The sequence below is a fragment of the Bacillus cereus genome (genome assembly GCF_025917685.1).
Classification (GTDB): domain Bacteria; phylum Bacillota; class Bacilli; order Bacillales; family Bacillaceae_G; genus Bacillus_A; species Bacillus_A cereus_AT.
On record NZ_CP089518.1, the window covers coordinates 4417612 to 4431791 of the forward strand.

The window sequence follows — 14180 nt, forward strand, 5'->3', positions numbered from 1 at the left end:
TTATGTAAAATAGAGGCAGGAAAATGGAGGGGTGTCTATGAAAAAGTATTTTATATACAATGAACATCTAGGAATTGAAGTGCCGAACATACAAGAAGCATGGGAAGACATCTCTGAAAAAACGCAGCATGGTATTTTATTAAAGTGGGAGCAAGTTCGCGGAAAAATACCTGATCGTATAAAAGAGCTTGAACATCACATTAATCAAAAACAACATCGTTTAAATAACGAAGAGAATTTTGAAATTTCCTGTAGGCTTAATTCTGAAATAGCTGATCTTGCTTCAATTATTAATGACCTTTGGCTTTGGTATCGTCTTACTCAAAATGTGTCTGAGGGAAAAGCACACCAATGAAAAAAGCATGCCCCTCATTCGCTTTGGGTCATGCTTTTTTGTCGTAACAAGCTTTGCAATATATTTCTTGGGCTGTTTTTGCTAAACATACATCAAAAGGACCTACTAATAAATTCCTTTCTTTCGGTAACTTCACAAAGGCAACAAGCTCTTCTTCATATTGAATCTTTTTCTCGCAAACAGCACATACTAATTCTTTTCGTTTGAACATATCTTTGAACACTTTCCATCCTCCCTTTTCATCTATTTATATTAATATATTCTCACAACAAGGAATTCTTGTAAAAAATGACACATTACTAATCACCTTGTTCATATACTAATGAAAATATGTATGAATGAAAAGAGGCCCAAATGTATGCGTGCTTTCATTATTATCACTTTAACTTTTTTAAGTGTGATTAGCTGGGATACATTTTTTAAAGATAAAAATGATGAGAACAATACAATTGAATAAAAACTCTTCTTTTCTTACTTATTGGACAAACTTCTAAAAACTGTCCAGTTCTACGAAATAACTTAGGCTTTTCTACAAAAATATTTAAACATAACAATTTTTGTAGATTCCCTTCAGTTATTGTCGGTTTCCATCCGCATACATTTTTTGAAAGTATGATATAATAATATAAATCTTGAAGGAAGGGATTTTGATATCATGATCGCTCGAAGGAGCATGTGGCATCGTATTGACGAATCATACACGTAGCGTATTTTTCAGCTCAGATACTTTAGTCTAGCGAAAAAAATACGAGAGTGGGGAAATTATGATTGCCCGAAGGATAATTTGGCAAAAAAAAGACTCTTCTTACACATAGCGTTTTGTTTAGGACTTAATTGTTACTAGCTAAACAAAACAAAGAAGAGCAGGATTGCTAAATGACGAATCCTACTCCACGTTTTGTTTAGTCGTTTTAAGACTTAAACTAAAACGAAGGTAGGGAGAATTGATGGACGAGAGGATTATTCGTTATTTCTTCAGCGACATATAGCGTAGTTAGTTTTACGTAAACTAACTGAAAGCTACATGTGAGCTCGTAGTTAGTTTACAACACCAAAAGGACTACTAACTACGGAAAGAAGGAATAACGATGAGGAACATCCAAAGTCGACAAATTATTAAAGAAATTTTTATGGTTTTAATCGGTTCATTTATTTTAGCAGCAGCGCTATATCACATTCACTTCCAAAACCACTTAACAGAAGGTGGCTTTGTAGGAATTGCACTATTTATCCAAAATTTTTATGATATTTCACCATCTATTTCAACTGTATTAATGGATATCCCTATTATTTTACTATGTGCTTCATTTTTAGGTAGAAAAATGGTTGGCTATTCATTCTTAGGTTCACTTTCATTCGGAGCATTTTATTCCCTTATGGAAAATTATTCTCCTTTTACGGTAGATTTATCAAATAATTTATTTGTAGCTGCAGTAGTTGGCGGTGCGTTAGCTGGTATTGGACTCGGTTTTATATTGCGATTTGGCGGTGCAACCGGTGGAGACGATATTTTAACAATTGTATTAAGTAAACGAACTCGTTTTACAATTGGGCAAATTTTCTTCGTCTTTGACGCGATTGTTCTTGCGCTTTCATTATATTATTTAAATTGGACAGAAATTGCTTTCACTATTCTTTCGATTGCCGTCCAGGCAAAAACATTGGATTTAATTTACTATCCAAAAACAGAAAAGAAAGCAGCAAAGCAACCAGTATCTATTCCAATGTCCAAAAAGCATGCGACAAACTAAAAAGCGAAAGGCTTCGGCCTCTCGCTTTTTTTTATGATCTTTTTTCTTTTTCCATTATGTGGCGTACTTGATAGAATCGATTTGCAAATTCAGTAACATTCCTTGTTAAACGATAATTCACTGTAGATCCGATTGCCATTCCGATTACCGGAATGCCTTGGAATAATTTACGACGAAGAGCATATATCGAAAACGTCTTCAAAATTTGTTTTAACACAACCTCAGTAGAAGCTGGCTTTAACACTTCTTCGTCTCCTTCATAAAAGAATGAATCTTCTTGCTCGAGTTCTCTCAGCAAATTGTACCATGCATATTGCTGAAGTCTCGCCGGCAATAATGCTGCATGGAATACTTTTAACGCAAGCATCATTTCATACGGCTTGTTCACATCATGCCCAAATGATGTAGCAATAAGTTGTACGGCCTTCACATTTAACGCAATCATAACCGGAAAATCAGCCGTTAATAATAATAAACCACCAGCACCTGTTGCTCCGCCTTGTACGAATGAATATAGGCGATGACGTGCTGTTTGCTGCTCTGCTATGTATGTTAATTGATCAATAGATAACGCCTTCAAATCTTCAAGTTGCTCAATCGATTCATCAAATAATCTCGACGTTCCTAAAATACGATTACGTGCATCTAGCTGTGATTGTGAACTTTGAATAAGCGCATGTAAATGAAAGAGCCATCCATCTGCTTTCGTAAAAAAGTCTTTTCGTTTTTTCTCAGGTAGTTTTGCAATCGTAGTATGCAACCACTTATCAAACACCTTTTGAAAATCGGTCGCTTCCTGCTCTACTAATTGCCCTTCCCACTCTTTTATATTGTCTAAAATGGCTTGTTCTCGCTTCGATCGCATCGCAACAACCACCTCGTTCGATTTTTTTCCATTGTAACATATTTCCGCTTGTTCTTTGCAAATATGCTTGTCTATTCTTTATTCACATACCATTTTTTAATGACATAAAATATTAGCAAAAAGGATGAGATGACTCTCATGAATCTATCCAATATAAAGCAAAATTATAATGCAGTATTCAGCTTAGGACAAAACTGTTGGCCTGCTTGGGCATTATTTCAATTCAAATTATCACCATTTTTTGGTGTTATTGATTTTATGCTAAGTCCTTCATTAGAGAAAGTAAATTTATTATTACAAAATCGCTTTCACCGCTTTTTAGAATTAGAAAATTTGTCTTTCATCTCATTTTGGGATGATGATGCTAAGTTACGACTAAGAGACAACCTTTATGAAATCGACTCCTGTCATGACTTTAAAACAGATGTAAATACACCCACTTCTTGGCCTTCCTATACAGATATTAAATTGAATTATGAGCATCGGATTAATCGTTTTCTAACTACAATTGAAATAGAAGAATCAATATTATTTATTCGAACTGGAGGAACATATGAAGAAGCACTTTCTCTTGAACAAATTTTATCTCAAATGGTCAAACATAAATTCTCCGTCCTTTTACTACTTCCTGCCGATGTACCAACTATTGCCCAAGAAGATTGGGGATTACAAAATATTTGTGTTATAAAATGCCCTATTATGGATATATACCAGTACAATGAGGCATTTTGGAAAGAACTATTAGACGGTATTACCATTAGCTCAACATCTTGAATAAAGTGAAACTTTAATCAACCCTCACCAACCAGGCGTTTACGGGCAGCAGGGCTTCCACCTAACTTCTTTGCTCCAGCCGAATTTTGAGGCGGGAGTTTTACTGCCCACAAATAGCAGGATAAAAAGGTGATTTCCTCCATATTTCAAATTATAATTATCCATATACAAATGAATAAGGAGCGATCACATTCATGTACCCACGTGCAAAATCCTTTGGTATTGTTATACATCACGATCGACTTCTCCTACAAGAATATAATATAGCCAATGAAACATATTACCGACCTCTTGGCGGATCAATTGAACTTGGTGAAAAATCAGCACATACTGTTATTCGTGAATTTAAAGAAGAGCTTCATACAGAAGTAGAAATCACCAATTATTTAGGATGCTTAGAAAACATCTTTCATCTAGATGAGGAAATTGGTCATGAAATCATTCAACTATATTCTTTATGCTTATTAGACACGTCACTATATGAAACGGAAATACTCAATATACAAGATGAACAAACAATGTCATATGCAAAATGGGTTCCCATTACTGCATTCATTCAGAAGGAAAAAGTACTATATCCGGATGGAATTTTGAAATATATCCAAAAGAAAAAAGACGAGATCCTATAGGATCTCGTCTTTCTTTTCAAATAGTATATTAACCAATATTTCCAAGACGTAGTACGTCACGAGCGATCATAACTTCTTCGTCAGTTGGAATTACGATAATTTTTACTGGAGAGTGTGGGAAGCTGATGAATGCTTCTTCACCGAATACATTATTACGTTTTACGTCGAAGTATACGCCCATGTACTCAAGGCCTTCTAATACGCGCTCACGAATAATCGCACTGTTTTCACCTACACCAGCTGTGAAGATGATTGCGTCTACACCTTTCATACGAGCAGTGTAAGAACCGATGTATTTGTGGATACGGCTTACGAATACATCAAGTGCTACTTTCGCACGGTGGTCGCCTTCTTCTTCTTTCGCAATGATGTCACGTAGGTCACTAGAGTAACCAGTAAGACCTAACATACCACTCTTCTTGTTTAATACGCTAACTACTTCTTCTACTGTTTGGCCTGTTTTTTCCATGATGTATGGAATTAACGCAGGGTCAATGTTACCAGAACGTGTACCCATTGTTACACCAGCAAGTGGAGTGAAGCCCATAGAAGTATCGATTGATTTTCCGCCTTCTACTGCTGCGATACTTGCACCGTTACCTAAGTGACAAGAAAGTAGGCTTAAGTTTTCAATTGGACGACCTAATAATTCAGCCGCACGCTCAGTTACGTATTTATGAGAAGTTCCGTGGAAACCGTATTTACGGATACCGAATTTTTCATAGTACTCATATGGTAAGCTGTATAGGAATGCAGATTCCGGCATTGTTTGGTGGAATGCTGTATCGAATACTGCTACTGCTGGTACGTTTGGTAATACTTCTTGGAATGCTTTAATACCAACAAGGTTTGCTGGGTTGTGAAGTGGTGCTAAATCGCTTAATTCTTCGATATCAGCTAATACTTCATCAGTAATTAAAACAGAATCAGCAAATTTTTCGCCGCCGTGTACAACACGGTGACCGATACCGCCAATCTCATCAAGAGATTTTACGATTCCGTTTTCAGTTAACTTCTTAAGAAGCATATTAACTGCTACTGCGTGATCTGGGATGTTTGTAATTTCTTTTTGTTTTTCGCCATCTACAGTAATAGTGAAGATACTATCTTCTAAACCGATACGTTCTACTAAACCTTTTGTTAATACTGTTTCACTTGGCATTTCAAATAATTGGAATTTTAAGGAAGAGCTTCCTGCGTTAATCGCGATGATTTTTGACATCTAGTCTTTCGCCCCTTTTTCTCTTGGTAGTTGTGTGGATCATTCCACAAACCGCTCGATTTTATCTAATTAAATTCACTCAATATGAAAACGTTTCATCATCAGTAAATTTTATACTCACGATTTTAATTTAAACATCGTCCGACATATATTTCAAGTGAAAAAATTGTAACACCAAGAAAAAAAATATATTACAGATTTCAAAAAAATTCAGTTAAATCTTGTATATATTAAAAAATATGACAAATCCTATACATCTGTACTACATTAATCACTACCCCTGTTACATATAACTTACCTTATTTATGTGTTGCAAACCAAGTGTTCAATTGATCCATAATGTTCTCCATAGCCTTCATGTTAGAGAATTTAGGTAATTCCACTAGTAGCGCCTGTTTCGGCATTGTTACACCTTGGCCTTTCTTTTGGAGAACAAATATACTTTTTGCATTTTTCTCGTTTTTAAACATGGAAACAGGTAGTTGTAACAATCCTTGAATAAAGCATGTTTCTTTAATAAATGCATGTAGTTTTGGCGCTTGATCACTTTCAAAAATAAAGTTTGGTACTAAGAAGAATAAGTACCCGCCTTCTTTCGTATGTTTCACACTTTGTTCAATAAATAAGTGATGCGCATATGACATTCCTTCATCTGCTTTTAGCGTATATTCACTTGCACCGATTTCGTTTGGATAGTAACCAATTGGTAAATCTGAAACGACTGCATCAACTGGATCAATATAAAGTGGTGCTAGTCCATCTTGATGGAAGAATTCGATTGCATGCTTTTGTAAATTCGCATTTACTAAAGCAAGTTTGATTAGCACTTCATCCACTTCTACTCCAAATCCACTCATTGCTAGTTCTTCTTTGGCGTTATTAAACACTGTAGTCATTAAGTTACCTGTTCCAATTGCAGGGTCTAAAACAGTAATTTCTTTTTGACCTTGCATAAATTTATGGAATAAGTAGCTCATGAACATTCCAACTGCATCAGGCGTCATTTCATGATTCGCTTGCACGCCTTCTTTCATTCCTTTTAAAATGGCTAGCTGAAATGCTTTACGAATTTCTTCCCCTTTATATGTTTCTTCATTAAACGTACTATATTCACGATTCAACCTTTCAATTGTTGATTCGGATAATTCCTCTTGTAAAATCGCTCCCTCAAACAAGTTATCACCTGTTTCTACAAGCGCCTCTAAATATGTTACATCTAATTCTTTACGTAAAACTACCGTAGAAGAATCAAAAATAGAAAATAATGTTTCTACTGCCTGACTCACGTACATTCCTCCTTCTCTCTTTTACACATAACTTATATCATACCACAAAGTGATTTTTTCCAAAAAGAAAAAGCGACCTCTTGTAAAGAGCTCCCCTTCAAGTTGTTTTATGATGTAACGTCTTTTCTCATATATTAGTACCATTGTGCAGCAATATATGAGAAAAAACGACCTCTTTATAAGAGGTCATTTCCTTCACATTACTTCGCAGATTTAGCTGCTTCTAATGCTGCTTCATAGTTTGGATGGCTTGTACCTTCGCCTACGTATTCTGCGTAAACTACTTTGTCATTGCTATCTACTACGAATACTGCACGAGCAAGTAAACGAAGTTCTTTCATTACTAGGCCGTAAGCTTCACCGAATGAAAGGTCACGGTGATCAGAAAGTGTCGCAACGTTTTCTAAACCGTTAGCTGCACACCAGCGTTTTTGAGCGAATGGTAAATCAGCGCTAATTGTTAATACTTTCGCGTTTTCAATACCTGCTGCATCTTGGTTAAAACGACGAGTTTGTGCATCACATACACCTGTGTCGATTGAAGGTATAACACTAATTAATTTCACTTCACCTTTGTATGTTTCTAAACTTACTGGAGATAAGTCATTTGCTAACACTTGGAAGTTAGGCGCTTGATCGCCAACTTTAACTTCTGTTCCAACTAAAGTCATTGGGTTACCTTTAAAAGTTACATTTGCCACTTAAAAATCCTCCCTTATTTAAACAAAATATGTACAATGTAAATGATAGTTTGTCCCTATCGATAATGCAAATAAAATCGCTTTATTTACAAAAAAATAAAGAAGCTAATCCATTGATTAGCTTCTTTACTCGTTAAATTTGAAATTCCGGATCATCTTCTTTTCGTTTATCCATCATTTCTTTCACTTTATCAACAGCTTGTGGTGCTAATTCAATTATTTTGTCAATGACATGTGTTTGTTTATCTAAATGTAAAACTTTCACACCTTCTCCATTTATAACGAGAAAGGCAACAGGATTAATGGAAACTCCACCACCGCTACCTCCTCCAAATGGATGACGGCCTGAATGCTCTACCTTGCCAAATTCACTTCCACCAGCAGCAAAGCCAAAACTTACTTTCGAAACGGTAAGAATTACACTTCCGTCTGCTGCTTTAATCGGGTCACCAACAATTGTATTTACATCAGTCATTTGTTTTAAATGCTGCATTGCGGTTGTCATTAAACCTTGAATTGGATGGTCCATTCTATATCCCCCCTATGCTTGAACAGATTTATCTGTCATACCAGACTTTTGTTTTCTCATAAACATGAGTAGTTTTACCGCTGTTTTCACAGTACGAAATATACGAAAGGAAGCTGTTAATTCACATCTTGATGCAAATCCTTTCCCTTGAAAAACAGGGGTAATTTCAAATTCTGGTATGTCGACAATATGCATATATTGTCCTACAACTCCAGCAGCCATTCCTTTTGTCCCCCATGCATACCCAGTGACAATTCCAGTACTAGCCGCATCGCCTGCTCCAATTTGTGAATGCCACTTCCAACTATTGATTTTCACTCGTTTGAGAAAATCTTTAACAATAGTATGAACTTCTTGAAGCTTTTTTATCAGTTCTCCAATGCTATCAAGTTGTGCCATAATTTTATTATCTATTCCGCCATCTTTCTCAGCTTTTTCGATTTTCTGCCCCGTTTTTTTCTGTTGTTTTTCAATTCTTTCCAATACATCAAACGTATATCGAATCATCCATATTTTTACTTGAAATAAACATTGCTTTTCCATTTCTGAATATAAAAACGTCACCTTAAGCGATATTTTCGATAATAGTATTAGCAAAATAAAAAGTAGAAGAATTATCATTCCAATTACGAGCCATTTCATTCGTACCATCCTTTCACTCCATACCCATTATCGACAAGTTTATTCATCATTAAACAACCTTTTATAAAATTGAATATAAAAATTTTTCTAAAAATAAAAAGGAATTTTGACATTTTATATCGAAATATACTATTTGAGCATATCATTCAGAACACACTCTGATAGTATGCAGCACTAAGACTAGAAAATTTAACTGCAGTGGAGGGATACATAATGGCAAATCGTCGCAATTTATTTTTCTTTTATGGTGATGACAAAGTAACACTCGTTGAAAAAATGAAACCAATATATCGTATTTTAGAGGAGAAGGGATTTACCATATTAGATCATCCAAAAAATGCAAACGCTATCGTCAGCGTTGGAGATGATGGAACTTTCTTACAAGCCGTTCGTAAAACTGGTTTTAGAGAAGATTGCTTATACGCAGGTATTTCTACGAAAGATGAAATTTCTTTCTACTGCGATTTCCACATCGATCACGTTGATACAGCCCTTCAAGAAATTACAAAAAACGAAATTGAAGTGCGAAAGTATCCAACAATTAAAGTTGATGTAGATCACGGTACATCATTCCATTGTTTAAATGAGTTCTCATTACGCTCTAGCATCATTAAAACATTTGTCGTAGATGTACACGTCGACAATTTACATTTTGAAACATTTAGAGGTGATGGATTAGTTATCTCCACACCAACAGGAAGTACCGCTTACAATAAATCATTACATGGTGCAGTTGTCGATCCACTTATCCCATGTTTCCAAGTAAGCGAACTAGCATCTTTAAATAACAACACATACCGTACACTCGGATCACCGTTTCTTTTAAATCACGAGCGCACGTTAACTTTAACACTTAAACCAGATGGCAATGATTACCCTGTCATCGGAATGGATAACGAAGCACTTAGCATTAAGCAAGTGGAGAAAGCCGTTGTTCGTTTAAGCGATAAACAAATTAAAACTGTTAAATTAAAAAACAACTCTTTCTGGGAAAAAGTACAGAGAACATTTTTATAGTATTAAAATAACCGCAGAATTATGGGATTCCATAATTCTGCGGTTATTTATTTAGCACCTGCAACTTAACGCTGTTTCAAATATATCTATCACAACTCACAATATATCAACGATTTCATCCAAAATATCGATTTACCGACAAAAAGTGACTACATCATCAACCTATCTAAAAAGAGGAAGCATCACCAAAATGTATTTTCGGAACCGCTCCTTCAAACTTTTAGACGTCTTTTCTATAAACAATCTTCCCATCAATGACGGTCATTTCTGCCTGTACTTCTTTTATTTCTTCCGCCTCAATTTCAAAAACATCGCGGTCTAATATCGTAAAGTCTGCTTCATATCCTTTTGTAATTTGTCCTCGCTTTGCTTCTTTTCCAATTGCATACGCACTTCCTGTTGTAAATAAAGAAACAGCCTCATATACCGTTAATCTTTCTTCTGGCATATAGCATACACCATCAATAAAGCTTCTACGTGTAACCGCACTATATATACCTAAAAACGGATTCACTTGTTCAATTGGAGCATCAGATCCCCCGTTACAATGTAATCCTGCGTCCAGCAATGTCTTCCAAGCGTATGCGTAACGAAGACGATGCTTTCCTAGTTTTTCAATGACTAACGGAAAATCTGATGAAACAAAGACCGGTTGAATATCAATAATAGCTGGCAAGTGTTTCATTCTTTCAATCAACTCTTCACGAGCTAGCTGACAATGAATAATACGGTCACGTAACCCTTCTGCTGGTGGATATAATTCAAGCGCATCAATGACATATTCTAGTGATAAGTCACCGATTGTATGAATTGCAACTGGCATATGTAAATCACGTGCTTTCTTCACTAACCCTGCAAGCTCTTCACGTGAGAAAATCGCAACTCCATTCGTTTCCTGCGCATCTTCATACGGCTCACTCAATAAAGCTGTTCTTCCGCCAAAAGAACCGTCAGAAAAAATTTTCATCGCACCAAATTCAATATAGTGCTCATCTTCATATTCTTTTCGCTCATTCGCTACTTCATGATGAACGAGCAAATGTGCTTTAAATGGCATTTCTTTTATAACGTGTGAAAACGCATTGTAAGTTTTTTGAAAGCCGCCATAATAATTTAAATCTTCCGTATGTCCACCAACTAACCCGTATTGCCAGCAGTCTGAAATCGCTGTTTGCAACGCTCTTTGCAAATACGCTCCATCTATTTCAGGTTGGACATGTTTAATTAACTCTTGTCCTTGTTCATATAAAAGCCCTGTTAATTTATTTAATGAGTCCCGGCCAATTTTCCCGCCTTTCGGGTCTTGCACCGCTTCTGTTATTTTCGCTTGTTCCAATATGTATGAATTCACCCATGTCACGTGACGACAAACGCGCTTTAATAAAATCGGATGCTCTTTAGAGATTTCATCTAAATCACGTACATGAACTTGTTTTGTATCTGTAAAATTATTTTCATTCCATCCTTCTCCGATAATCCAAGAGCCTTTTGGCGCTTCTTCTACTCGCTTCTGAACAAGGGTAAGCACTTCGCTATAAGATTTGCAATTTGATAAATCTAGACGAAGTAACCTCTCCCCATGGCCAATAAGGTGCATATGGCTATCAACCAGCCCTGGAATCATCGTTTTCCCTTTTAGGTCATATAACTTCACTTCTGAATATCGGTTTTCTAACTCTTCTTTATTCCCCATATCAACAATGACGCCATTTTCAACGTAAATAGCTTCTACTTTTTCATTCTCTTCTCGCATAGTGTAAATGGTGCCGCCATACCAAATTTCTCCCATATACTCATCCCCTTTTTCCTTTAGTCTACGAAATTAGAGCGTATAAAAAAAGCACCATTTCGATTAAAAATGGTGCTTTTCCAAAAATTATTTTTGTTCAGTAGGATTCGTTGTAATTTGCCATTCAATGCTAAATTTATCTTTTACTTGTCCGTATGCTGGGCTCCAGAAAGTTTCTTGAAGTGGCATAATAACTTCTCCACCTTCTTGTAACTTATCGAATACTTCTTTTGCTTTTTCTGCATTACTAATTTGAATTGCGATTGTTACTTGAGATCCGATCGCATGCCCTTGACCTGGGAATGTATCAGAAATCATAAGTTCCGTATTACCAACTTTTAAAGTAGCATGTGCAACGCGCTCTTTCGCTTCAGCTGGAATCGGGTATTCTGGATTTTCAGGCATATCACCAAAAGTTTGCATTACTTCTACTTTTGCATCTAACGCCTCTTTATAAAACTGTACAGCTTCTTGCCCACTACCATCTAAAACTAAGTACGGATTAATACCTAAAATCATACGGACACCTCTTTTTTCAATTTATAAAAATCGAACTTATGTTCGCTTTTTATAATATCATACATGTAACATTTCATTCAACTATTTACTTCACTATTTTCAAAATTATTTTGAAGGTAGTTCCATCTCTTGTTTTCTAAGTTCAATACGGCGAATTTTTCCAGAAATCGTTTTTGGTAGTTCATCTACAAATTCAATTTTTCGAGGGTATTTATATGGTGCAGTCAGTTCTTTGACGTGTTGTTGGAGCACTGGAATTAATGTTTCTTCGTTCTTTTCTATATTCTCTCTTAATACGATAAATGCCTTCACGACACTTCCACGAATTTCATCTGGACTTGCAACAACCGCACATTCTCTTACGTAAGGATGTTTTACGAGTGCATCTTCTACTTCAAACGGCCCGATTGTATAACCAGAGCTAATAATGATATCATCTCCGCGTCCTTCAAACCAGAAATAGCCGTCTTCATCTTTTTTCGCCTTATCACCGGTAATATAATAATCACCACGGAATTGCATCGCTGTGCGCTCATCATCTTTATAATATTGCTTAAAGAGTGCTGGTGTTTCAATGTGAACTGCAATATCACCAACTTCTCCTACCTGTACCGGAATACCTTCTTCATTTACGATATCAACATGGTTTCCTGGCGTTGGTTTTCCCATTGATCCTGGTCTAATATCCATCCCTTTCATTATCCCAACGAGCAATGTGTTTTCCGTTTGCCCATAACCGTCTCTTACCGTAATATCAAAATGCCTTTGGAACGTTTCAATGACTTCTCTGTTTAACGGCTCACCAGCTGATACAGCGCTATGTAACGCTTCTAAATTATACTCATTTAAGTTTTCTACCTTTGCCATTAATCTATACTCAGTCGGCGTACAACAAAGCACATTCACCTTATTATCGCCTAATAAACTCAAATACGTTTTCGGTTCAAATTTACCATGGTATACAAATCCTGTTGCACCTGAACCGAGAGTCGCTACAAACGGGCTCCAAATCCACTTTTGCCAGCCAGGACTAGCTGTTGCCCATACAACATCATTCTCTTCAATTCCGAGCCAATTTGGGGCACTCGTACGTAAATGAGCGTATGCCCACGCATGCGTATGAACGACACCTTTCGGATTTCCTGTCGTCCCTGACGTGTAAGATAAAAAGACCATATCTTCTTTATCTGTCTTCGCCATTTCTAACATGTCACTTTCTGTTTCTAATGCTGTTTTTAAATTCGTCCAACCATCTACTGAACGCTCGCTCAAGACGAATTTTTGAAGAGATTCCACCGCTTCTACGCCGTCAAATTGTCCAATATACGGTTCGTAACTTACGATAGCCTTTACTTCTCCGTGCCCAATACGATACTCAATATCTTTTTTACGCAACATTTCTGAGCTTGGAATAACGACAAATCCTGCTTTAATCGCAGCAATATACGTCATGTAAGCTTCAATTAAGCGCGGCATCATAATAAGGAGCTTGTCCCCTTTTTGTAAGCCACTTTTTATAAAAGCGTTTCCAATTCTATTCGCACCTTGCATTAATTCAAAATATGTAATCTCTCGTCTATTCCCTTTATCATCTTGCCAAATTAAAGCAAGCTTCTCTTTATCATTCGTATATTTCTCTATTTCCGAAACTAAGTTATAAGACGGCGGCGCCAACAATTCCTCTCTCTTCATAAACATCCTCCTTTATTTCTATGCCTCTCTTATATAATAAAGAATTTTCAGTAAATTTTGAACCCTCTTCTTTTGACAATTTTTTTATATTTATGTCGAACCGTTGAATAATTTTATATCGATTTATCGATAAATAATGACAAAAAAAGAAAGAGCGGGAGAACCCGCTCTTTCTAAGCCATCGTATATGGGATTATTTTTGGTAACCGCCTAATTGTTGCTCAGCTAGTGAAACTAGACGTTTAGTGATTTCGCCACCAACAGAACCGTTAGCGCGAGATGTTGCATCAGCTCCAAGTTGAACACCAAACTCTTGAGCGATTTCGTATTTCATTTGATCTAATGCTGCTTGAGCACCAGACACTGCTAATTTATTTGTGCTTGCCATGTTGTATCACCTCCTTGTGAG

At 36.3% G+C, this 14180-nt stretch carries 16 protein-coding genes; 5 read left to right on the forward strand and 11 right to left on the reverse strand.

Going from position 1 to position 14180, the window contains the following annotated elements; genetic code table 11:
• The first annotated feature begins 37 nt into the window (after positions 1-37).
• Entirely contained in the window at positions 38-355 is a 318-nt protein-coding gene (locus LUS72_RS22960; protein ID WP_128856699.1) for a radical SAM protein, read from the forward strand.
• Between the two features lie 28 nt (positions 356-383).
• Here the strand turns inward: LUS72_RS22960 and LUS72_RS22965 are convergent, their stop codons facing one another.
• Positions 384-578, reverse strand: a complete 195-nt coding sequence (locus LUS72_RS22965; protein WP_097833069.1) for a hypothetical protein — start codon at positions 576-578, stop codon at positions 384-386.
• An 865-nt stretch (positions 579-1443) separates the two neighbouring features.
• Between LUS72_RS22965 and LUS72_RS22970 the strand changes: the two genes are divergently transcribed.
• Positions 1444-2106, forward strand: a complete 663-nt coding sequence (locus tag LUS72_RS22970) for a YitT family protein (RefSeq protein WP_097833071.1) — start codon at positions 1444-1446, stop codon at positions 2104-2106.
• Between the two features lie 31 nt (positions 2107-2137).
• Here LUS72_RS22970 and LUS72_RS22975 read toward each other — a convergent pair whose 3' ends face one another.
• Positions 2138-2971 carry an EcsC family protein gene (locus tag LUS72_RS22975; protein WP_097833072.1) on the reverse strand — a complete coding sequence of 278 codons (834 nt, stop codon included), beginning with the start codon at positions 2969-2971 and terminating at the stop codon, positions 2138-2140.
• Between the two features lie 138 nt (positions 2972-3109).
• Between LUS72_RS22975 and LUS72_RS22980 the strand changes: the two genes are divergently transcribed.
• Both LUS72_RS22980 and LUS72_RS22985 read left to right on the forward strand, forming a co-directional pair.
• Complete coding sequence (locus LUS72_RS22980) at positions 3110-3745, forward strand: DUF1796 family putative cysteine peptidase (protein ID WP_097833073.1); 636 nt, start codon at positions 3110-3112, stop codon at positions 3743-3745.
• A gap of 194 nt (positions 3746-3939) precedes the next feature.
• Positions 3940-4374, forward strand: coding sequence for an NUDIX hydrolase (locus LUS72_RS22985; protein ID WP_097833074.1), 435 nt, complete (start codon positions 3940-3942; stop codon positions 4372-4374).
• Positions 4375-4402: 28 nt separating this feature from the next.
• Here LUS72_RS22985 and ackA read toward each other — a convergent pair whose 3' ends face one another.
• The 5 genes from ackA to LUS72_RS23010 form a co-directional block, all read right to left on the reverse strand.
• Positions 4403-5596: an acetate kinase gene (ackA, locus tag LUS72_RS22990; protein WP_097833075.1), complete on the reverse strand. Its 1194-nt coding sequence runs from the start codon at positions 5594-5596 to the stop codon at positions 4403-4405.
• A 299-nt stretch (positions 5597-5895) separates the two neighbouring features.
• Positions 5896-6882, reverse strand: coding sequence for a class I SAM-dependent methyltransferase (locus tag LUS72_RS22995; protein ID WP_128856649.1), 987 nt, complete (start codon positions 6880-6882; stop codon positions 5896-5898).
• Positions 6883-7082: 200 nt separating this feature from the next.
• A complete protein-coding gene (tpx, locus tag LUS72_RS23000) occupies positions 7083-7583 on the reverse strand; it encodes a thiol peroxidase (protein WP_071748319.1) in 501 nt (166 codons plus the stop codon).
• 133 nt (positions 7584-7716) lie between these two features.
• The gene (gene ytfJ / locus LUS72_RS23005; RefSeq protein WP_000350005.1) at positions 7717-8112 is read right to left on the reverse strand and encodes a GerW family sporulation protein; all 396 of its coding nucleotides are present in this window, start codon (positions 8110-8112) and stop codon (positions 7717-7719) included.
• Between the two features lie 12 nt (positions 8113-8124).
• Positions 8125-8763: a DUF2953 domain-containing protein gene (locus LUS72_RS23010; RefSeq protein ID WP_097833077.1), complete on the reverse strand. Its 639-nt coding sequence runs from the start codon at positions 8761-8763 to the stop codon at positions 8125-8127.
• Positions 8764-8967: 204 nt separating this feature from the next.
• Here LUS72_RS23010 and LUS72_RS23015 point away from each other — a divergent pair, with 204 nt between their 5' ends.
• Positions 8968-9771, forward strand: a complete 804-nt coding sequence (locus LUS72_RS23015; RefSeq protein ID WP_264448311.1) for an NAD kinase — start codon at positions 8968-8970, stop codon at positions 9769-9771.
• A 220-nt stretch (positions 9772-9991) separates the two neighbouring features.
• On the opposite strand, the gene LUS72_RS23020 is transcribed toward LUS72_RS23015, so the two are convergent.
• The 4 genes from LUS72_RS23020 to LUS72_RS23035 form a co-directional block, all read right to left on the reverse strand.
• A complete protein-coding gene (locus tag LUS72_RS23020) occupies positions 9992-11560 on the reverse strand; it encodes an amidohydrolase (protein WP_264448312.1) in 1569 nt (522 codons plus the stop codon).
• An 87-nt stretch (positions 11561-11647) separates the two neighbouring features.
• On the reverse strand, positions 11648-12079 hold the full coding sequence (locus LUS72_RS23025) for a VOC family protein (RefSeq protein WP_071748323.1): 432 nt from the start codon (positions 12077-12079) through the stop codon (positions 11648-11650).
• Between the two features lie 105 nt (positions 12080-12184).
• Complete coding sequence (gene mbcS, locus LUS72_RS23030; protein ID WP_097833079.1) at positions 12185-13771, reverse strand: acyl-CoA synthetase MbcS; 1587 nt, start codon at positions 13769-13771, stop codon at positions 12185-12187.
• 193 nt (positions 13772-13964) lie between these two features.
• Positions 13965-14159 carry an alpha/beta-type small acid-soluble spore protein gene (locus LUS72_RS23035; RefSeq protein ID WP_000168891.1) on the reverse strand — a complete coding sequence of 65 codons (195 nt, stop codon included), beginning with the start codon at positions 14157-14159 and terminating at the stop codon, positions 13965-13967.
• Between the last annotated feature and the right edge of the window lie 21 nt (positions 14160-14180).

What these genes read in the sequence shown, in the direction of transcription:
- LUS72_RS23010 (WP_097833077.1), bottom strand. Translation starts at nt 8,763, where the DNA reads ATGGTACGAATGAAATGGCTCGTAATTGGAATGATAATTCTTCTACTT.
- LUS72_RS23020 (WP_264448312.1), bottom strand. Translation starts at nt 11,560, where the DNA reads ATGGGAGAAATTTGGTATGGCGGCACCATTTACACTATGCGAGAAGAG.
- ytfJ (WP_000350005.1), bottom strand. Translation starts at nt 8,112, where the DNA reads ATGGACCATCCAATTCAAGGTTTAATGACAACCGCAATGCAGCATTTA.
- ackA (WP_097833075.1), bottom strand. Translation starts at nt 5,596, where the DNA reads ATGTCAAAAATCATCGCGATTAACGCAGGAAGCTCTTCCTTAAAATTC.
- mbcS (WP_097833079.1), bottom strand. Translation starts at nt 13,771, where the DNA reads ATGAAGAGAGAGGAATTGTTGGCGCCGCCGTCTTATAACTTAGTTTCG.
- LUS72_RS22985 (WP_097833074.1), top strand. Translation starts at nt 3,940, where the DNA reads ATGTACCCACGTGCAAAATCCTTTGGTATTGTTATACATCACGATCGA.
- LUS72_RS22970 (WP_097833071.1), top strand. Translation starts at nt 1,444, where the DNA reads ATGAGGAACATCCAAAGTCGACAAATTATTAAAGAAATTTTTATGGTT.
- LUS72_RS23025 (WP_071748323.1), bottom strand. Translation starts at nt 12,079, where the DNA reads ATGATTTTAGGTATTAATCCGTACTTAGTTTTAGATGGTAGTGGGCAA.
- LUS72_RS22960 (WP_128856699.1), top strand. Translation starts at nt 38, where the DNA reads ATGAAAAAGTATTTTATATACAATGAACATCTAGGAATTGAAGTGCCG.
- LUS72_RS22980 (WP_097833073.1), top strand. Translation starts at nt 3,110, where the DNA reads ATGAATCTATCCAATATAAAGCAAAATTATAATGCAGTATTCAGCTTA.
- LUS72_RS23035 (WP_000168891.1), bottom strand. Translation starts at nt 14,159, where the DNA reads ATGGCAAGCACAAATAAATTAGCAGTGTCTGGTGCTCAAGCAGCATTA.
- LUS72_RS23015 (WP_264448311.1), top strand. Translation starts at nt 8,968, where the DNA reads ATGGCAAATCGTCGCAATTTATTTTTCTTTTATGGTGATGACAAAGTA.
- LUS72_RS22975 (WP_097833072.1), bottom strand. Translation starts at nt 2,971, where the DNA reads ATGCGATCGAAGCGAGAACAAGCCATTTTAGACAATATAAAAGAGTGG.